Annotated in this window: 20 protein-coding genes; 8 read left to right on the top strand and 12 right to left on the bottom strand. The window is 52.4% G+C overall.

Annotated features, from left to right (window positions below; all coding sequences use genetic code 11):
* The first annotated feature begins 210 nt into the window (after window positions 1-210).
* Entirely contained in the window at window positions 211-1,134 is a 924-nt protein-coding gene (yihG, locus tag AB4876_RS03875; RefSeq protein WP_368380332.1) for a 1-acylglycerol-3-phosphate O-acyltransferase, YihG family, read from the top strand.
* A gap of 98 nt (window positions 1,135-1,232) precedes the next feature.
* On the opposite strand, the gene AB4876_RS03870 is transcribed toward yihG, so the two are convergent.
* Genes AB4876_RS03870 through hflK form a run of 3 tightly spaced genes read right to left on the bottom strand, consistent with a single transcriptional unit; the run spans window position 1,233 to window position 3,431 of the window.
* Window positions 1,233-1,355, bottom strand: a complete 123-nt coding sequence (locus AB4876_RS03870; RefSeq protein WP_368380331.1) for a hypothetical protein — start codon at window positions 1,353-1,355, stop codon at window positions 1,233-1,235.
* A 25-nt stretch (window positions 1,356-1,380) separates the two neighbouring features.
* On the bottom strand, window positions 1,381-2,355 hold the full coding sequence (gene hflC / locus AB4876_RS03865; RefSeq protein WP_368380330.1) for a protease modulator HflC: 975 nt from the start codon (window positions 2,353-2,355) through the stop codon (window positions 1,381-1,383).
* Complete coding sequence (hflK, locus tag AB4876_RS03860; protein WP_368380329.1) at window positions 2,352-3,431, bottom strand: FtsH protease activity modulator HflK; 1,080 nt, start codon at window positions 3,429-3,431, stop codon at window positions 2,352-2,354. The genes hflC and hflK overlap by 4 nt, the downstream gene beginning before the upstream one ends.
* Before the next feature lie 205 nt (window positions 3,432-3,636).
* On the opposite strand from hflK, the gene AB4876_RS03855 reads away from it, so the two are divergent.
* Complete coding sequence (locus tag AB4876_RS03855; protein ID WP_368380328.1) at window positions 3,637-4,410, top strand: TSUP family transporter; 774 nt, start codon at window positions 3,637-3,639, stop codon at window positions 4,408-4,410.
* 4 nt (window positions 4,411-4,414) lie between these two features.
* Here the strand turns inward: AB4876_RS03855 and AB4876_RS03850 are convergent, their stop codons facing one another.
* From AB4876_RS03850 to def, 8 genes are all read right to left on the bottom strand, one after another.
* Complete coding sequence (locus tag AB4876_RS03850) at window positions 4,415-4,885, bottom strand: DUF3465 domain-containing protein (RefSeq protein ID WP_368380327.1); 471 nt, start codon at window positions 4,883-4,885, stop codon at window positions 4,415-4,417.
* A gap of 70 nt (window positions 4,886-4,955) precedes the next feature.
* Window positions 4,956-6,836, bottom strand: a complete 1,881-nt coding sequence (locus AB4876_RS03845) for a putative bifunctional diguanylate cyclase/phosphodiesterase (protein WP_368380326.1) — start codon at window positions 6,834-6,836, stop codon at window positions 4,956-4,958.
* Window positions 6,837-6,843: 7 nt separating this feature from the next.
* Window positions 6,844-7,503 (bottom strand): class I SAM-dependent methyltransferase, encoded by a 660-nt coding sequence (locus AB4876_RS03840; protein WP_368380325.1) that lies wholly within the window; start codon window positions 7,501-7,503, stop codon window positions 6,844-6,846.
* Window positions 7,504-7,505: 2 nt separating this feature from the next.
* Window positions 7,506-8,954, bottom strand: a complete 1,449-nt coding sequence (locus tag AB4876_RS03835; RefSeq protein ID WP_368380324.1) for a TrkH family potassium uptake protein — start codon at window positions 8,952-8,954, stop codon at window positions 7,506-7,508.
* Between the two features lie 28 nt (window positions 8,955-8,982).
* Window positions 8,983-10,356, bottom strand: a complete 1,374-nt coding sequence (gene trkA, locus AB4876_RS03830) for a Trk system potassium transporter TrkA (protein WP_368380323.1) — start codon at window positions 10,354-10,356, stop codon at window positions 8,983-8,985.
* Window positions 10,357-10,430: 74 nt separating this feature from the next.
* Window positions 10,431-11,726, bottom strand: a complete 1,296-nt coding sequence (gene rsmB, locus AB4876_RS03825; RefSeq protein ID WP_368380322.1) for a 16S rRNA (cytosine(967)-C(5))-methyltransferase RsmB — start codon at window positions 11,724-11,726, stop codon at window positions 10,431-10,433.
* Window positions 11,723-12,709, bottom strand: a complete 987-nt coding sequence (gene fmt, locus AB4876_RS03820; RefSeq protein WP_368380321.1) for a methionyl-tRNA formyltransferase — start codon at window positions 12,707-12,709, stop codon at window positions 11,723-11,725. Before fmt ends, rsmB begins: the two co-directional genes overlap by 4 nt.
* A gap of 8 nt (window positions 12,710-12,717) precedes the next feature.
* Window positions 12,718-13,224, bottom strand: coding sequence for a peptide deformylase (gene def, locus AB4876_RS03815; protein ID WP_368380320.1), 507 nt, complete (start codon window positions 13,222-13,224; stop codon window positions 12,718-12,720).
* A 206-nt stretch (window positions 13,225-13,430) separates the two neighbouring features.
* Between def and AB4876_RS03810 the strand changes: the two genes are divergently transcribed.
* The 6 genes from AB4876_RS03810 (at window position 13,431) to AB4876_RS03785 (ending at window position 19,128) form a co-directional block, all read left to right on the top strand.
* On the top strand, window positions 13,431-14,456 hold the full coding sequence (locus AB4876_RS03810; protein WP_368380319.1) for a LysM peptidoglycan-binding domain-containing protein: 1,026 nt from the start codon (window positions 13,431-13,433) through the stop codon (window positions 14,454-14,456).
* A 57-nt stretch (window positions 14,457-14,513) separates the two neighbouring features.
* Window positions 14,514-15,608, top strand: a complete 1,095-nt coding sequence (gene dprA, locus AB4876_RS03805) for a DNA-processing protein DprA (RefSeq protein ID WP_368380318.1) — start codon at window positions 14,514-14,516, stop codon at window positions 15,606-15,608.
* A gap of 114 nt (window positions 15,609-15,722) precedes the next feature.
* A complete protein-coding gene (locus tag AB4876_RS03800; protein ID WP_368380317.1) occupies window positions 15,723-16,292 on the top strand; it encodes an L-threonylcarbamoyladenylate synthase in 570 nt (189 codons plus the stop codon).
* Window positions 16,293-16,327: 35 nt separating this feature from the next.
* Window positions 16,328-17,230, top strand: coding sequence for an oxygen-dependent coproporphyrinogen oxidase (hemF, locus tag AB4876_RS03795; protein WP_368380316.1), 903 nt, complete (start codon window positions 16,328-16,330; stop codon window positions 17,228-17,230).
* Between the two features lie 61 nt (window positions 17,231-17,291).
* Window positions 17,292-18,125 (top strand): shikimate dehydrogenase, encoded by an 834-nt coding sequence (aroE, locus tag AB4876_RS03790; protein ID WP_368380315.1) that lies wholly within the window; start codon window positions 17,292-17,294, stop codon window positions 18,123-18,125.
* A gap of 34 nt (window positions 18,126-18,159) precedes the next feature.
* The gene (locus AB4876_RS03785; protein WP_368380314.1) at window positions 18,160-19,128 is read left to right on the top strand and encodes a calcium/sodium antiporter; all 969 of its coding nucleotides are present in this window, start codon (window positions 18,160-18,162) and stop codon (window positions 19,126-19,128) included.
* 22 nt (window positions 19,129-19,150) lie between these two features.
* On the opposite strand, the gene AB4876_RS03780 is transcribed toward AB4876_RS03785, so the two are convergent.
* Window positions 19,151-19,711 (bottom strand): gamma carbonic anhydrase family protein, encoded by a 561-nt coding sequence (locus AB4876_RS03780; RefSeq protein WP_368380313.1) that lies wholly within the window; start codon window positions 19,709-19,711, stop codon window positions 19,151-19,153.
* Window positions 19,712-19,756: the final 45 nt, after the last annotated feature.

Here is a 19,756-nt window from a genome sequence, read left to right as displayed (position 1 = left end):
GGTGCAAAGACCAATACGCAATAGACCCTCTTAGTTTTGAATTCGTCGCAAAGTATGCTCGATACGCTGGGCATTATTGGCGGCTACGCTCGCGATTATCGTGCAACGTACGTGATAAGAGCATTATTCGCGGGGAACAAGTCAATGCTCTGCAAGAATGTGTTCATGCGTTACAATGGCGGTATCCATGTTGATAACAGATAAGAACTCATGCTGAATTTTCTTCCCCACTGGCTGCGCGGCTGCCTGACCATGCTGCTCATTATTTGCTCTACCTTAGTATTGGTACCCTTCCTGCTGTTGGTGGCGGTGCTTAAGTTATTGATTCCAATTGCTCCGTGGCGGCGCTGGTGTACGGTGGTATCAATTGAAATCGCTAATTTATGGGTGGGCTTTAATAATGTGTTGCTCGATGTTGTTAATGATATTCATTGGGATATTGAGGGTGTCGAGGATTTAAGCCTTCAGGATTGGTATTTTGTGACCTGTAATCACCAGTCTTGGGCCGACATTTTGGTCGCGCAAAAAGTCTTATTTCGCAAAATACCCATGCTCAAGTTTTTCCTTAAACAGCAGTTGATATGGGTGCCGGTTATTGGTTTGGCTTGGTGGGCCTTAGATTTTCCGTTTATGAAGCGCTACTCTGCCGCAGAGATTGCCAAGAACCCCGCACTAAAGGGCAAGGACTTGGAAACAACGCGGAAAGCCTGCGAAAAGTTTAAATACACGCCAGTTACCGTGTTTAATTTCTTAGAGGGTACGCGCTACACTCCTGCCAAGCATCAACATCAGCAATCGCCTTACCAGTACTTGTTAAAACCTAAGGCCGGGGGCGCCGGCTTTGTACTGGGTGCAATGGGTGAGCAATTGCACACTATGCTCAACCTCACTATTTACTACCCCAGTGACGACCGCAGTTTTTGGCATTTTCTGTCTGGCCGCGTTAAGCATGTTGTGGTGCGGGTAGAAAAACAGACCATCGCGCAGCGCTTTTTAAGTCGCGACTATTTGAATGACGAGCAATTTCGCAGCGAATTTCAACAGTGGGTGTCGGAGTTGTGGCTTGAGAAGGATGGTTTACTTGCAGAACTTCATCAGAACGGGCGTCAAGAAAATACCGGCGCAGCTGTCTGAGAACAAGTCTTAAGAAATACTATTAATTGTGTTTTGCGGGGGAGTAAGGATTGATTAGGGCTTAATGCGGGGCGCTTGCGCGCCACCGCCCTGCTACATCAAAGTTTAGCGAAAGGATCCGGTCTTGAACTTGTCTTGGCCTTTTTAACTTGGCGCTTTTCTTTTTGCGACAAGACCGCTTTCTTTTTGGTTTCCTTATTACTCTTTTGTTCTTTACTCATGGCAATGCTCCTTTACGCGGTGGTGTTACTTCGCCGGTTGCGGCGTCATACCTTTTAGGAACTTGAACAAATCACTGTCGGTAGACAGTACTAAAGTGGTCTGCTTATCAACCAGTGACGAGTAGGCCGCCATCGTTCGGGTAAATTCATAAAACTCTACCGACTGCGCGCTTTGATTATAGGCGCTTGCATAAATTTCGGTAGCTTTAGCGTCGGCCAAGCCGCGAATTTCTTCTACCTCGCGATAGGCTTCAGACTGGATCTTGTTTAACTCCCTAACGCGGTTACCTCTAATCCGCGCTGCCTCGCCGTTGCCTTCAGACAAAAAACGCTCGGCAATCTGACGTCGCTCACTAATCATGCGGTCGTAAATTTTGGGGCGTACGCTGGCGTTGTAATTAATGCGCTTAAAACGAATGTCGAGCAATTCAATCCCAAACACGCCCACCTTCTCTGCGGCTTCCTTAAATATTTCCTGCTCCACTAATTGCCGGCCTTTTTCGATGGGCACTAAAGCGCCCATGTTTAGCCCCTGCGATGAGGATGCCATCACCGCATCGCGCAGGGGAACGCGATCTTTGGTGGTGCGAATAATCTCAATTAACTCGTGCTTGGCCACCGCATTGCGGGTTTCACTGCCAAGGATGTCGTCCAAGCGCGATTGTGCACTGCGTTCATCACGCAGCCGCAAAAAGTATTGTAGCGGATCTACAATGCGCCAGCGCGCAAACAGATCAACCGAGATGTAGAGTTTGTCTTTGGTGGGCATATCCGAGGGTTTGCCGTCCCACTCTAATACGCGCTTGTCGATGGGATTTACTTCTTGAATAAACGGCACCTTAAATTTAAGCCCTGCCTCAGTAACCGGTTCGCCAACGGGTTTACCGAACTGAGTAATAATGACCTGCTCAACTTCATCAACAGTGTAGGCTGAACTCAGCAAGACAAATAAACCGCCAAATACAATTACCATGGCCGCAACAGATTTAAAATTTTTCATTTTTTGCTGCCCTTTTGTTCGCCAATGTTTAATAGCGGTAGCAAACCACTCATATCGTCATCGACCAAAATTTTGTTTTGGATATTGGGCATAATCTCCTGCATGGTTTCTATATAAATTCGCCGCCGTGTAACTTCGGGCGCTTTGCGATATTCAGTAAACAAGGCATTAAAGCGGGCAACATCACCCTCGGCCTCGTTGATGCGTTTTAGACGATAGCCGTCGGCCTCGCGAATGCGCTGATCTTTCTCACCCTCAGCGAGGGGAATAACTTTATTGTATTCTCGGCGCGCTTCGTTAATGAGCTTCTCTTTTTCCTGCTGGGCTTGGTTCACCTCGTTAAAGGATTCTTGCACCGGGCGTGGCGGGTTGATGTTCTTGAGCTGAACTTGATCGATATTAATGCCCATCTCGTACTTACTGGATAACTTCTGCATTTTTACGAGGGCTTCGACTTCAATTTCTTGGCGGCCAATAGTAATCACTTCATCGACAGTGCGGTCACCGACCACTGAGCGCATGACCGATTCCGACACGTAGCGCAGGGTCTCTGCCGGCTCGCGAACCGCAAATAAGAATTTTACGGGATCTGATATCCGATACTGCACCACCCACTCAACTAAGGCCGCATTCAGATCACCTGTTACCATTTGGGTCTCTAGGTTGCCGTCGCGGCTGCCTTGATAAGCGTCCCTGGCGCCCGGTGTAGAAAAACCAAACTCCTGTTTGAGCTGACGTTTTACCGGCACTATTGTCGATTTATCAATACCCAACGGCAGTTTAAAGTGTAATCCTGGCGGTACTTCTTTTAGGTACATACCAAAGCGCTGCACTACCGCGACTGAATCGCTGGGCACAGTGTAATAAGCTGACCATAGGCTAATGCCCGCGCCAAACAGTAAAATCAATGGCAGGGCCCGGCTGAGGCCGCCGGCGCCGCTCCCTTTGCCACCGCCACCCGAAAATTTGCTTTTCAAATTTTTGATGGCGCTGTTTATAATAGCGTCTAAATCGGGGGGTGATTGTTGACCAGAGCCCCAGGGGTCTTTGGCGCCGTTATTGTTCTGAGCAGACATTGAATCAGCCTTTAATTAGAGTTCAGCACATCTATTAGTGGGGGTATGGGCCGTAGATTGCAAGCTGCATAGCGGTCTATGTCGTAATGAGTGCTAAAACGTCATAATACGGGCGGCTCCGCTCAACTAGGATTTTAGTGTGCAGACCATTACAATCTGCATACTGCCCGCCGTTTTCTTTACCTCTCGATTAAACAGGATTTTCATGGCCGACCTCGCCCTCTATCAGTACCTGCTGATCGGTATTATTTTTATTTGGAGCGGCTTTGTGCGCTCTGGTCTGGGCTTTGGCGGCGCGGTACTCAGCCTGCCTTTCCTGCTGTTGGTAGATAACCAGCCACTGGTTTTTTTGCCGCTGATTTCGGTGCAGTTGTTGATCTTTTCCTCAATTACCTTGGTATTAAATAATCGGAGCAGTCAGTCAATTGGCCGCGAGCACGCCAGCACCGTAGATTGGCCATATCTGCGTTATATGCTCGGTATTATGATTGTGCCCAAATTGTTGGGGGTTTTGGGTTTAATCACCTTACCGGCCGACACCCTTAGTATTATCATTTTTTCTATCGTCTCGATATACGCCATCTCGTATATGGTGAACAAACCCTTTAAAAGTAATAGCAAATTTATCGATGCCGTGTTCTTAATTGTTGGCGGATACATTAGCGGTACTTCGCTGATTGGCGCGCCCCTCATTATTGCGGTTGCGGCGCAGCACGTTGCTCGCGAGCAACTGCGCGACACTTTGTTTGCTCTTTGGTTTATTTTTGTTGCGATAAAATTAGGCGCCTTTATTTACGCCGGTATTGATTTACAGCTAATTCACCATTTATGGTTGCTACCCTGTGCTGGGATAGGACATGTCATCGGACTGCGCTTCCATCGGCATATGCTAAAAGCCGAAACCCCGCTTTTCTTTCGGTTCTTAGGTGGCACATTACTGGCGATTAGCATGCTGGGCTTGTGGCGTGCATTAATTTAAGCGCTTACTGGTAGCGACGACCGCGAAGCTCTAGCCAGCCATGGGGATGGCGGCCTGCGGGATCGCGATGAGTCCAATGTATTACGCCACCGCGCTGATTCCATTCGTACTCACCATAAAAGCGAACTTCGTCGCCTTCTTTTAGGCCGGCAATACGCGGCGCGAGATCAATATTATGGGCCACCAATACCGTTTGTTCAGCACTGATGCGAAGGATGAATTTTTGGTGGCGACTGCCCTTGGTATCATCCGCTAATATTTTTTCGACCTTGCCCTGCCCTTCAATTTGAATGTCACTTAGTTGCTGCCGATAGGCTTGCGTGAGTCGGTCCTTATACTCTGCTGCTGATGGCGAACGGATGGTTGAGTTGTTGCTAGTACTTGCGAAAAAATCCTGCGCTGCACTGGGGTCTTGTTGATACCAGCTGTAGGCGGCGACGATGGCAAAAATGGCGATGGCAACCGGCTTTTTCATCTCCCTAGCGCTCCAGTCAATTATTGTTTATGGCTATTGGTATTAGCTTGCCCGCAAGAAAAATGAACGATCAAACATGTTTGCTGTGCTGCATATCGCCGTAGCGCTTCGCCCATTCAATAAATGGTCCAGCGGGCAAGGCTGGTGAATAAAGATAGCCCTGCACCATATCGCAGTGGCGCTCGCGCAAAATTCTACGCTGATTTAAATTCTCTACGCCTTCGGCAATTACTTTCATTTTAAAGCTGTGGGCCATGGCGATAATGGCATTGGTTAGCGCAATACTGTCGCCGCAGTGATCAATGTCTTTAACAAAACTGCGATCTATTTTCAAAGTATCAAAGGGATAGCGCTTGAGGTAACTCAGCGACGCATAGCCGGTGCCAAAATCGTCTAGAGAGAGATGTACTCCTAGCGACTTAAGCTCTTTGAATTGTTTTCTCACGGCCGGCGTGTCATTGATTAACAAGCCTTCGGTTATCTCTAGCTCCAGTTGGCGGGCAGGCAAACCACTTGTTTTTAGTGCCTGGGAAACATTTTTAACAATGTCGCCATCGGAAAATTGTTTATTCGAAATATTAACAGCCACATTTAAATTGGCAAATCCGGATTGTGACCAGCCCACTATTTGCTTGCAAGCCTGTTCAAGCACCCAATTGCCAATAGCTGCCATTTGACCACTATGCTCCGCCACTGGAATAAATTCCGCAGGGCTGGGGTTGTTGAGTTTGCTATTGTGCCAGCGCAGTAATACTTCAACACCAACGAGTTGATGATCGGTTAAATTGATTACCGGCTGATAATATAGTTCTAGCTCGTTGCGGGCGATGGCGTGGCGTAAATGGTTTTCTAAATCTAGTCGTCGATCTGCCTGATGACTCATGCTTTCATCGTAGCGACAAACGCGATTGCCACTGTCAAGTTTAGCCGCGAACATCGCAGCTTCGGCGCGACGCATCAAGGTGTTGCTGTTACTGCCGTCAGTGGGATACTGACTTAGACCAATGCTGGCAGAGATATTGACCTCATGTTGCTCAATATAAAATGGTGAGCTACAGCGCGCTAATAGATCCTCGGCCAAGCGGTTTGCATCGTCACTATCGCTGGCAGCGTCAAGAATAATTAAAAACTCATCGGCGCCAAGATGAGTGAGTAATTGTTCGTCGTGTACGGCGCGCCGCAGACGTTCGGCGGTTTCAATTAATATTTTATCAACCACCGAGTGGCCTAGTGATTCATTGATGTAGCGAATGCGATCTAGATCAATGTGAATCAGAATAAATTTTTGTTCTAGTTCTGCGCATTTGTCGATGGTGGCGCCCAAGCTGCGCAGCGCAAATTGGCGATTGGGTAGGCCGGTTAATACATTATAGTGCTCACGAATAAACAGACGATCGGCAATGGCTTTGTGTTCGGAAATATCTTCGCAGCACACAATAATATTACTCAGCTCTCCCACGCGATCGTATATAGGAGTAATCGAAGTCGACAGAAAATTATCGTTTTCGGTATCGCCAAAGCGTAGCTCACCCTGCCATGCCTTACCCTCAGCAATCGCTTCGCGTATACGGCGCCGTGTTTCCACTGCGACATGCTGTTTCCACTTACTGGTATTTATAAGCTTTTTGGGATCTTCTATATTGAGTTTAGCGAGGGTGGCGTGGCGGTGATTAATATACTGGGGTTCCAACTGAGGATTAAGCAGTAACATGGCCGAGGAACCGTGTTCCAAAAGCATCTTAAGTTGCTGGTTTTCGCGCTGACTTGCCTGATACCAGCGGCCTTGAATGTCGAGATAAATACAAATACAAAAGCACAGAAAAATACTGCACGCGGTGAGGGTCGCAAGTGCGAGCAAGGCGGGTTGGTAGGGAGTTTCTAGGACAAAATAGCTTGCTGCCGACACGCCGGCAGATATGAGTAAGCCAATAGCCAGAAAAAGATATCCCATGTGCCACCTAGTTAGAAGAGCGATTTTTCGAGGCTAGAATGCCGGCGGATGAGTTCAACGAGCTTGGTTTGCGTGCAATCAGTTCCGCTTCCGCTGCGGTTTTTTCGTTACGGTCATGTGGACCTTCACAATAGTAACGTATTTCCAGACCATCAAAGTGTGATAGCAGTTCCTTTTCTCGCAAGTAAAAATTTGAATTTTTAGGCCCGCGCATCTCTCCCGCAGCGGTGTTTACGAATGTTTGGTAAAACAATAAGCCGCCGGGCTTAAGAGCCGCAATAAGCTCGGGAAATAAAGGCCGGTATAAAAAGTAGCTAACCGTAATGACATCGTATTGCTTGCTGGTTGAGTTAGGTGTTAAACCTAGGCCATTGGCCTCGATGTCGGCTTGTCGCGCAGTTAGGCGTAATTGCTGGCGCTGGGCGAAATCATTTAAGCGCGTAACCGCAACGTCGGAAATGTCCACGGCCTCGCATTCAAGCCCAGCTCGGGCGAGCAGCACCGCATTGCCGCCAAGGCCGCAGGCGACATCTAGTGCGCGGCCGGTGCTCGGCAGTAAGCCGGAGTGGTTCTGTAATACTTGGCAAGCGGCGACTGGCAGTTCTCGCTGGTGGTGGCGTTGGTTCCATTTTTCTCGGTTGCTAATATTTGGCTGCTGGCTGTCCATGTTTATCGTCGCCAGAATGCAGGCATCAATAATACCAGCAGGGTAAAGATTTCTAAGCGTCCCAACAGCATGGCGTAGCATAAAATCCATTTGCCGGTGTCGCTAACACTGCGGTAGCTCGCGGCAACCTCGCCTAGGCCTGGTCCCATATTATTAATTGCTGCGGCAGTAGCCGAGAAAGCCGTGAGGGAGTCCAAGCCGCAGGCCATCATCGCAAGAGTAATGATGATAAAGGAGATCATATACACGCCAACGAAGCTCCACACTGCGCTAACGACTTTGGCCTCTACGCGGTGGGCGCCAATTTTTAGCGGGATAACCGCGTTGGGGTGAATTAGTTGGTTCATTTCGCGCATGCCCTGTTTGGCAACCAACATCACTCTCACCGCTTTCATACCGCCACCGGTGGAGCCAGCGCAACCGCCCATAAACGACAGCATAATAACCGCAACGGGTAAAAAGCTTGGCCATATCGAAAAGTCTTCGGCGCCAAAACCGGCGGTAGTGGCAACCGACACAGTGTGGAATATACCGTGCACAATACTTTCGTTGAGGTTGTAGGTGCCGCTGAAAAACAAGTAAATCGAGATGGTTAAAATCGCAATGCCAATAACCGATAAGTAAAATTTGGTTTCAGAATCGCGAAAGTACTGCTTTACCGAGCGCGCCCGCCAGACATGGAAGTGGATGGTAAAACTCATGCCAGCAAAAAGCATAAAGGCACTGCAAATTATTAAAATAAGTGGGCTCTGAAAATAGCCCATACTGGCGTCGTGGGTCGAGAAACCGCCAATCGCCACGGTGGAAAATGAGTGGCTAATGGCGTCAAAGATACTCATTCCCGCCAGCCAGTATGCTAGTGCGCACACGCCTGTTAGGGCCAAGTACATTAGGAACAAGACTTTGGCGGTACCGGTAATGCGGGGCGTGAGTTTATTGTCTTTAACTGGACCGGGAGTTTCGGCGCGGTATAGCTGCATACCACCAATGCCCAGTATCGGCAATATGGCAACGGCGATAACAATAATCCCTATGCCTCCCAGCCACTGTAAAAATTGGCGATAAAATAAAATAGAAATTGGCAATTCGTCGAGGCCGGTAATTACCGTGGCGCCGGTGGTGGTAAGCCCCGAGATCGACTCAAATACCGACTCGCTAATAGATAGGCCGGGGCTCTCGGCTAAGTAAAAGGGCAGCGCGCCGAATAGGCCGAGTACTGTCCAGAACAGTGAGACCACTAAAAATCCGTCGCGAATACTTAGCTCTTGGCGTTTCTTTAAATTGCCCACCCACAGCAGTAGGCCGCTGCAAAAGGTTAGGGTGAATGCCCACACAAAGGCGAGTAAGGCGCCGTCGCCAAATACAATAGACAGCACCGCCGGCACCGCCATGGTCAGGCTAAATATCATCAATAGCATACCGATAATTCGGCAAATAATACTTAGATGCATGCGTGGCCTTTAGCGGCGTAATTTATCATTAGAAAAAACTGAAGCCGACTTGGAAGAGTTTTTCGACCAGCTTGATTTTGCTTTTATCGACAAGGAATAAAATCAAATGGTCCTCTGGCTCCACCGTTAAATGACTGTGGGCGATCATCACTTCTTCACCGCGCACCAAGGCGCCGATACTCACGCCCTCGGGCAGCACTATTTCATCTAAGCGGCGGCCAACAACCTTTGACGATCGGCTGTCGCCGTGGGCAATAATTTCTAAGGCCTCGGCTGCGCCGCGGCGCAGGGCGTGAACATTGTAAATGTCGCCGCGCCGCACGTGGGTTAGCAGGCTACCAATGGTGATTTGCTGGGGTGAGATGGCAATGTCGATATCGCCGCCCTGCACCAAATCCACATAGGCGGGATTGGTGATCAAGGTAATTACCTTCTTCGCGCCCATGCGCTTCGCCAGCAGCGACGACATGATATTGGCTTCGTCGTCATTGGTTAGCGCGAGAAAGACATCGGTCTCTTCGATGTTTTCCTGGGCGAGTAAGTCGTGGTCAGAGGCGCTGCCGTGGAGCACGATGGCTTTCGACAACTGCTCGGACAGGGCGCGACAGCGATCGTAGCTGCGCTCGATAATTTTAACGTGGTAGCGACTTTCCACTGCTCTGGCCAAGCGCTCGCCAATATTACCACCGCCGGCAATAACGAGCCGCTTATAAGGGGTGTCGAGGCGGCGCAATTCGCTCATCACGGGCATGATGTTCTTTTTGGCGGCGATAAAAAACACTTCATCGCCAGCCTCTACCACGGTGTCGCCGCTGGGCATAATGGCGGTGCCGCGCCGGAAAATAGCCGCCACGCGGGTGTCGACGGTGGGCATGTGCTCGCGAATTGCCGCCAGTTCATTGCCCACCATGGGGCCGCCGTAATAGGCTTTTACCGCCACCAATTGCACTCTGCCATCGGCAAAGTCCAGTACTTGTAGGGAGCCGGGGTATTGCAGTAGGCGCTTAATGTACTGGGTGACCAGCTCTTCTGGGCTGATAAAAACGTCGATGGGGATCGCATCATTGCCAAATAATTTTTCGACATTGGTATAGGCGTTGGAGCGAATGCGAGAAATCTTGGTTGGGGTGCGAAACAAGGTGTAGGCGACTTGGCAGGCGATCATATTGATCTCGTCGCTATTGGTTACCGCTATTAGTAAATCGGCATCTGCAGCGCCAGCGCGCTCTAGGATATCGGGGTGGGAGGCTTGGCCTACGACCGTGCCAATATCGAGACGATCTTGTAGCTCACGTAAACGATCAGGGTCTTTGTCCACCACGGTAATGTCGTTGTGTTCGCTGGCGAGATTCGCCGCCAAGGTCCCGCCGACCTGCCCTGCGCCAAGTATTATAATTTTCATCGTTCGCTATCGCCTGCGCTATCGCTGATGTTATAAATTGTGTGGTCTTCTAGTGTGGCACTCAATAGCGCCGTTTACAGTTTTTTCCGCAGCACGGCATAGAAAAAGCCGTCGTGACCCTGCTCTTGGGGAAATAACTGCCGACTGCCGTCGCGATCTACGCCCCAATCTGCCGCGATGGGCAGCAGTTCGGCCTCGGCCTGTCGGCTGAGAAACGCGCTAATCTGCGCCTCGTTTTCGACGGGCAATAATGAGCAGGTTGCGTACACAAACACGCCGCCTGGCGCTAAACACTGCCACAGCTGGTCGAGCAAGCTCGCCTGCAAGCGGCACAGCGGCGCAATATCACTGACCACTCGGTTGAGCTTGATGTCGGGGTTGCGGCGAATTACGCCGGTTGCTGAGCACGGCGCATCGAGCAGTATGCGGTCAAAATGGCGGCCGTCCCACCAGCTGTCGAGGTCGGCGGCATCCGCCGCGACCAAGCTGGCGTTGAGCTGTAGGCGCTGTAAATTATCGCTAATTCGGCTCAGGCGCTGCTCGTCGATGTCGAGCGCGACCAGCTCGGCCAGCGCGGGCTCGGCCTCGAGTATGGCGCCGGTTTTACCGCCAGGGGCGGCGCAGGCATCTAAGACCCGCTGGCCGGCGTGTAAATCAAGCAGTTCGGTACACAGCTGGGCAGCTTCGTCTTGCACGCTAATATGGCCATCGGCAAAGCTGGGCAGCTTATCGACCGCGCAGGCTTTGTCGAGGCGAATACCATAGCGGGCAAATTCACAGGGGCTGGCGTTCATCTCTTGTTCGGCGAGGCGCTGCAAATAACTATTGCGGTCTTGGTGCAGGCGATTGAGGCGTAGGCAGAACGGTGGATGAGCGTTGCTGGCGGCCATGATGCCGGTTAGCTGATCGGGCCAGGCTTGGGCAATGGCCTGATAGAGCCAAGCTGGAAACGCCGCTTCGGCAGCGGGCTTTAAATCTTTAAACAGCGAGTCTTGCTCGCGCTGACAGCGCCGCAGTATGGCGTTGGCCATGCCTGCCGCCCATTTTTTACCCAAGCTGCGGCAGCCTTCAACCGCGCTATTAATGGCGGCGTGGGGTGGAATGCGAGTGTAAAAAAGTTGGTAGGCGCCGATTAAAATCAGCATTTTTACATCGCTGTCTTTCGGTTTAAGGCCTTTGCTGAACAGCGGCTTGAGGCCGGCGTCGAGGCGCCAATAATAGCGCAGAGTACCGTAGCACAGCTCTCTATACAGGGGCCGCTGCACGGGGTCGAGGTCTTGCTCGCCGCGGGGTAATTGACGAGACAGCGAACTGCCCTCCTGGGCAATACTGGCGAGGCAGCGCGCTGCAGCGACCCGGGGACATTTCATAAAGAGCCTTGTGCAGAGGCAAACAGGGTGCCGGGGCTAAATTGCTCGGCGCGGGAGTTGAGTACGTCGCGGGCGGCCAACACTTTGCCGCCGGGCATTTGCAGTTCCAAAATACGCAGGCTGTTTTGGCCGCAGGCCACTAAGATGCCGCTTTTGTCGGCGCTAATAATTTCGCCGGCAGCCTGACCATTGCTGGCGCTATTCTCGGGCTGGGCGCGCCAAATTTTTATACGCTCGTCGGGCTTGCTGGTGGCAAAGCGGGTATAGCTGATGGGAAACGGATTAAAGGCGCGAATTTTCCGGTCTAGACTCAGCGCGTCTAGCTGCCAATTAATTTCGGCCTCGGCTTTGCTGATTTTGGCGGCGTAATTACTCAGGCTGTCGTCCTGTATTTCGGCTTGGGCGGTGCCGGTCGCAAGTGCTGCAATGGTGTTGACTAGGGCGGGACCGCCAATCTTAGCCAGCCGCGCAAGTAGGTCGGCTGCGCTGTCGGCGGGGCCAATGACGCAGCTGACTTTACTGAGCATGGCGCCGGTGTCGAGGCCGGCGTCCATTTGCATAATGGTCACCCCTGTTTCGCTGTCACCGGTTTCAATGGCGCGCTGAATTGGCGCTGCGCCCCGCCAGCGGGGCAGTAGTGAGCCGTGCACATTAACGCAACCCAGACGCGGAATATCGAGCACGCTTTGCGGCAGAAGTAGGCCATAGGCGACCACAATCATCAGATCGGCACGGTGACTGGCGAGGATCTCGCGATCGCTGGCGTCACGGAAATTAGCCGGCTGCAAGACCGGAATGCCCGCCGCTTCGGCGCAGTGTTTTACCGCGCTGGCTTGGGGCTTTTTACCGCGGCCGGCGGGCCGGTCGGGCTGGGTGTAGGCGGCGACGATTTGGTGGTGGCCGTCGTCAATGAGTGCCTGCAAGTGATGGGCGGCAAACTCGGGGGTGCCAGCAAAAACCAGCCGTAAAGAGGGCGCGCTCATGTTTAATCCTAGTTCTTTTGCTTATGGAGTTTTTCCATTTTGCTGCGGATGCGGTTGCGTTTGAGCGGCGATATATAATCGACAAACAGCTTGCCAAGAAGGTGGTCGTTCTCGTGCTGAATACACACAGCGAGCAGCCCTTCGGGCTCCATTTCAAAGGCGTCGCCGTTGCGGTCGAGGGCTTTTACGCGGATATGTTGGGGGCGCTCCACGGTTTCATAGAAACCGGGCACCGACAAACAGCCTTCGTCGTATTGAAAGGTGTCTTGATCCAACACGGTAATTTCAGGGTTGATAAAGACCAGTGGCTCGCTGCGGTCGTCGCTGGTGTCGATAACCACAATCCGCTCATGCACATTAACCTGACTGGCGGCCAAGCCAATGCCGGGCGCCTCGTACATAGTTTCGAACATATCGTCGATCAACGTGCGGACGCGATCGTCGACTGATTTTACTGGTTTTGCGATGGTTCGCAGTCTCGGGTCAGGAAACTCGAGGATTTCAAGTACAGCCATAACAGTTTGTGACCATTTCTCGTGTAAGTTGTGTAAGTATTGCTAAGATGATACTTGAGTGGGCATAACAAGCCACAATTCCTCTACAAATCATTCGCCTGTTGCAGAGTATCCTCTATATTATACAGCGAGCGTTTAAGAAATGCCTGATTCTTGCGATATTGCGGGTAGTTGGCAACCAGATCAGAGTGCTATAGGAAGCGATTATGAAGAACACGGTAATGGGAGTATGTCTTGGCCTGCTGATGGCGTTTGCTCAGGCTGGGGATGTGCTGTCTTTGAAAGCCGGGCATCCACAAACCTATGTGGTGGTTAAGGGCGATACCCTGTGGGATATTTCGGCGATGTTTTTGAATGACCCATGGTATTGGCCGGAGCTTTGGCACTACAACCCGCAGGTCAAAAACCCTCATCTTATCTACCCGGGCGATGTGCTTAAACTGATGTGGATCGACGGCAAGCCGGTACTGGTGCGCAACCCTGGGCTAGATGACGGCATTGTTAAGCTCTCACCGCAAATGCGCATCTCTGATGTAAAAGACGCTATCCCAGCGATACCACTGGATGTGATCGCGCCTTTCCTTACACGCAGTCGAGTCACCACTGACGAAGAGCTGGCGGCAGCGCCCTACGTGCTGGCGGGTAAGCGCGGCAATATTGTGGCGGGTGCTGGTGACCAAGTACTGGGTCGCGGTGATTTCGGTAGCGAGGAAACCTTCGGTATTTACCGCCGTGGTCAAGTTTATATAGACCCGCTAACCGGCGAAGTGCTGGGTGTCGAGGCTACCGATATAGGCACGGCTAACCTGCTGGCGGCTGAAAAAGACGTAGCCACCCTAACCTTAAATCGCAGTACCCAAGAAATTCGCCGCGCCGACCGTTTTTTACCTCTTGAAGTTCGTCAGTTACACGCGCGCTTTCAGCCGAAGGCCCCCGTCGACAATACCAACGGCTTTATTATTGCGGTTGAAGGTGGCTTGACCCAGATCGGCAGCATGGACGTGGTGACCCTGAACCTCGGCGAGCGCAATCAAGTCGAGCCCGGTGATGTAATGGCGATTTATACAACTGGTGTGGTGGTGACCGATCCGGTGACCAATGAACGTGTAAAAACGCCGGATGTTCGCGCGGGATTGCTGATGGTGTTCCGCAGCTTTGACAAAGTTAGCTATGCCCTAGTGTTAAAGGCTGAAGAAGCTTTGAAAGTTGGCGACAAGGTTAAAAATCCCTAAGGACTATATTGCGGGCCAGTTTGACTGGTCCGCCCTACAGATCGCAAGGATGCGAATGTGGAAAATACCGCTCATCTCTGGCTGCTCACGCAGCAGGCTTTAGCGCTGCCGCCGGCGGCGTTTCGCAAATTAATTGATTGTGTAGAAGACCCCCGCCAGCTACTGACCTTGTCGGCAGCGGAGTGCGCCGCCTTGGCATTGAGTAGCCAGCACCGCCGTGCGCTAGAGCGAGCACTGTCGCGGCCTAATCCCGAAGAGGCCATTGCCGAAAGCCTATACAAGGCAAACGCGAACTTATTATGCTGGCACGACGTGGCTTACCCTGCACTCTTGAAAGAGATCTACGACGCCCCGCCCCTGCTCTATTATCGCGGCCACGGCGAATTACTTAGCCAGGCTTTGTTTGCGGTAGTAGGCAGCCGTCGGCCCAGCCGTATTGGTCACGGTGATGCCCACGCCTTTGCTAAAGCCTTGAGTAATGCGGGGCTGACGGTGGTGAGCGGTATGGCGCTGGGGGTCGATGGCGCTGCTCATCTTGGTGCCTTAAGTGGCAAGTCATCGACGATCGCGGTGCTGGGTACCGGCGTTGATCGCTGCTACCCGCGGGGCAATGCAGCGCTGTACGAGCGCATTGCGGATGAGGGTTTGCTACTCAGTGAATTTCCGCTGGGTAGTCCGCCGCTGCGCCACCAATTTCCGCGCCGCAATCGGCTTATCAGTGGCATGAGCTTAGGTGTATTGGTGGTCGAAGCGGCGGTGCGCAGTGGCTCTTTGATTACCGCCCAGCAGGCGCTGGAGCAAAATCGGGAGGTATTTGCGATTCCAGGTTCTATTCACAACCCTGCCAGCCGAGGTTGTAATCGCCTTATTAAACAGGGCGCAAAGCTAGTTGAAGGCCTTGAGGATATTTTAGAGGAGTACGCTGGGTGGCTAGGGCAAGAGCAAGTCCCCGTAGTTGACGGCGCCATGGCGCAGCCTAATGCCCCTGCGAACTCTCCCGTCTATCAATCTCTGGGCTTTGAACCTACCGCCGCTGATACCCTCGCCCAGCACCTTGGCCTCGCCACGCCTGAACTATTGAGCTTGCTCAGCGAACTCGAAGTAGAGGGCTGGGTCGAACAATACCAAGGTGGCTGGCAGCGCTGTCGCTAGGCTCGCCGCCGCCTTGGGGATCATATTTCGACTCGTCTTATCGCAAAAGACTGTATACTTTGCCCCCATTCAATTGCTGTTATTAAAGTTGATCGCTCTCACTGCGGATTAATCATGATGCATCTGCCTGCCCAATATCGTCTGCGCCGTGCGGCAGCTCTGCTACGCGCGGGCAAAGTGATTACTCACCCCACCGAAGCCGTATGGGGCTTGGCCTGCGTGCCGTGGAGCCAGTCTGCCGTGGCGCGCATATTGCAGTTAAAACAGCGCGACCCCGCCAAGGGCTTGGTCTTGGTTGCCGATCATGTCTCGCGGTTTCAAGGCGTGCTGCCTCTGCTGCCCGACGAGGTACAAGAATCATTAATGGCCAGCTGGCCTGGGCCAAACACTTGGGTAGTACCTGATGCCGGCTGGGCGCCAGAGTGGATTCGCGGCAGCCATCAGAGTGTTGCCATTCGGGTTAGCAGTCACCCGCTCACCGTGGCGCTGTGCCAGGCGGCCAATACTTGTTTGGTGTCGACCTCAGCTAATCCTGCGGGCATGGAGCCAGCTCGCAGCCAAGTGGAGGCTCAGCGTTATTTTCGCTCGGCCGTCGATTATTATTTGCCCGGCCGCACCGGCGGCCTAGCTCAGCCGACCGGTATTCGCGACGCCCTTACTGGGCAGGTGTTTCGTGGTAGCTGACTATATAGCGACCGTCGAGTCGCTTGGGAGAAGCAATGCAAGATATTGATATTGAAGCAGTAAAGCAGTTTTTCCTGTCTTTACAAGGCCGTATTTGTGCACAGCTGAGCGCTCTCGACGGCAAGGCCGACTTTGTTGAAGACGACTGGGGTCGCGGCCGCAGTCGAGTGATTACCGACGGTGCAGTGTTTGAAAAAGGCGGTGTAAATTTTTCCCACGTACAGGGCGACGCTATGCCCGGCAGCGCCAGCGCCCACCGTCCAGAATTGGCGGGCCGCAGCTATCAGGCCATGGGCGTGTCCTTAGTGATGCACCCGCTCAATCCCCATGTGCCCACCAGTCACGCCAATGTTCGTTTCTTTGTCGCTGAAAAGCCCGGTGAAGCGCCGGTGTGGTGGTTTGGTGGCGGTTTTGATTTAACGCCCTACTACGGTGTTGAAGAAGACTGTCGCCATTGGCATCAGACGGCTTTCGACGCCTGCGCGCCCTTTGGTGAGGATGTATACCCGCGCTATAAAAAGTGGTGCGACGAGTATTTTTATATGCCTCACCGCCAAGAGGCCCGGGGCGTGGGTGGCTTGTTCTTTGATGACCTCAACGAAGGTGGTTTTCAGCGTTGCTTCGAATTTATGCAGGCGATAGGCAATGCCTACACTGCAGCCTATGTGCCCATTGTTGCGCGCCGTAAAGACACGCCCTGGGGCGAGCGCGAGCGCGATTTTCAGCTGTACCGGCGCGGCCGCTACGTTGAGTTTAATCTGGTGTGTGATCGCGGCACCCTGTTTGGCCTGCAAAGTGGTGGTCGCACCGAATCTATTTTGATGTCGCTGCCGCCCTTGGTGAGATGGGAGTATAATTGGCAGCCCGAAGACAATAGCGCCGAAGCAGCGCTCACGTCGCAGTTTTTGCCAGTCCGAGATTGGCTGGCTCCGCAATAGTAGTATTTGGCAGTTTACAGCTCGGAATCCGAGGCCAAGAATAAAAGGTAGTACCCTGTTTATGGAAAAAATAGATCATTACGCGGTGTATGGAAACCCCGTTAAGCACAGCAAATCGCCGCAGATACACGCGGCCTTTGCCGAACAAACCGCTCAGCAGTTGCACTACCGTGCACACAAAGTTGAGCTGGGCCGGTTTGCGGAAGTTGCTGCTCAGTTTTTCGAGCACGGCGGTAAAGGATTAAATATCACCGTGCCTTTCAAGCTTGATGCCTTTGAATTTGCCGATCAACTCAGTGGTCGCGCCCGCCGCGCTGGCGCGGTAAATACCCTAGCGATTCAAGACGATGGCACCATCTATGGCGACAACACCGACGGTGTGGGCTTGGTGCGGGATATTCACGACAACTTAGGTTGGGACATACAGGGCCGGCGCGTTTTGGTGTTGGGCGCAGGCGGCGCGGTGCGCGGTATTCTAGGGCCACTGTTAAAACAGGGGCCTAGCCATGTTTTAATTGCGAATCGCACTGAGGAGAAAGCCCAGGAGCTGGCTCAGCAATTTCAAAAGCTCGGTCATATTGCCGGCGGCAGCTACGCTGGCTTAGCGAGTGGTCAGTTTGATTTGATTATTAATGGCACCAGCGCCAGCATGAGCGGCGATCTGCCGCCGCTGCCCTCGCATATTCTGAGCAACGATGGCTGTGCCTACGACATGATGTATGGCGCGGCGCCAACGCCATTCATGCGCTGGGCGGCGGGTGAAACGGCTTGGGCGGTTTCCGATGGTTTGGGCATGTTGGTTGAGCAAGCTGCCGAGTCCTTTTGTATTTGGCGCGGTGTGCGGCCAGACACCAAACCCGTTATTGAATTAATTCGCCAATCCCTGTCAGCTTAACCACGACAACGATGTAAATTCTGGAAATATTTTTATGTTAGTTACTGTAGTCGCCCTGATTATTGGGTTGGTGTTATTGGTTTGGAGTGCAGATCGCTTTGTTATAGGCGCGTCAGTAACTGCTAATATTCTTGGCATATCGCCGCTGGTTATCGGTATTTTGGTAGTGGGTATTGGCACCTCGGCGCCGGAAATGTTGGTGTCGGCAATTGCCTCTAGCGACGGCCAAGCCGGTTTGGCGGTGGGTAATGCACTGGGTTCCAATATCACCAATATCGCCTTGATCCTGGGTCTCACCGCCTTGCTTATTCCTCTGAACGTGCAGTCAAAATTAATTAGCAGAGAAATCCCGCTGCTGATTATTGTAATGCTGGTCGGCTACTTCTTAATGCGGGACGGCGAGCTTGGCGTGATGGACGGCAGTATATTGCTGTTTGGTTTTGCGGCGGTGATTGTGCGCCAACTGTGGGAAGCTAAACACAGCAGTGGTGATAGTATTGAAGCGGAATTTGCAGCCGAGATACCCAAAGACATGGGCATTAAGGCGGCCTTGGGCTGGCTATTACTTGGTCTAATACTGTTGATTGGCTCGGCGCGCTTATTGGTGTGGTCGGCGGTGGATATTGCTCACTTCTTTGGTCTGAGCGACTTAATTATTGGTCTGACCGTAGTGGCAATTGGCACCAGCCTGCCCGAGTTGGCGGCGTCGATAGCCGCAGCGCGCAAGAATGAACACGATATTGCCATCGGTAATGTGGTTGGCTCCAATCTATTTAACTTGCTTGGCGTAATGGCGATTCCCGGTGTATTGGCGCCTGGGCCAATAGACGCGGCAGTAATGAGTCGCGACTACCCCGTAATGTTATTGCTAACCGGTATTTTCTTTTTGGTGGCGCGCAGCCCGAGCAAGGCGCGACGCATCACTCGCCTCGAGGGCGGCGGTTTGCTGGGTATCTACGTAGCTTATATTGTTTATCTAGCATACGACGCAGGGGTGTTCTAACACCCCCTCATTCGGTCTAGTTTTAGTCGCGGTCCAGTTCCGCAATGTGCCGGTCTTTGAGTTTGGCGTAATTGTTGGCGCTATAGCTAAAGTACTTAAAATCGCCCTCGCTGAGTTCACGTACTGGCTTGGCGGGGCTGCCCACATAGAGCCAGCCGCTGGCTAGGCGTTTGCCCGGTGGCACTAGCGAGTTGGCGCCAAGCACCACGTCGTCTTCAATTACCGCGCCGTCCATCACAATACTGCCCATACCAATCAACACCCGATTGCCTATTGTGCAGCCGTGCAAGGTCACGCTGTGGGCTACTGTTACCTCATCGCCAATGGTTAGTGGGTAACCCTCGGGGTTATAGGGGCCAGCGTGGGTGATATGTAAAATGCTATTGTCTTGGATACTGCTGCGCGCGCCAATGCGAATGCGGTGCATGTCGCCGCGCACCGTGGTATTGGGCCAAACCGAGCTGTCGGCGCCAATTTCTACATCACCGATTACGACTGCGCTGGGGTCAATAAAAACCCCATCGGCAAGCTTGGGCTGGTGTTCTTCAAAGCGGCGCACATAATTTTGGGCCTTGTAAGTCATCAATTTGTCTCCATCTCTAACCTAGGGTTTCTGTGCCGCCCGTTA

This window comes from Zhongshania guokunii (genome assembly GCF_040892635.1).
Taxonomy (GTDB): Bacteria; Pseudomonadota; Gammaproteobacteria; order Pseudomonadales; family Spongiibacteraceae; genus Spongiibacter; species Spongiibacter guokunii.
This window is presented reverse-complemented; position numbering and strand designations above follow the sequence as displayed.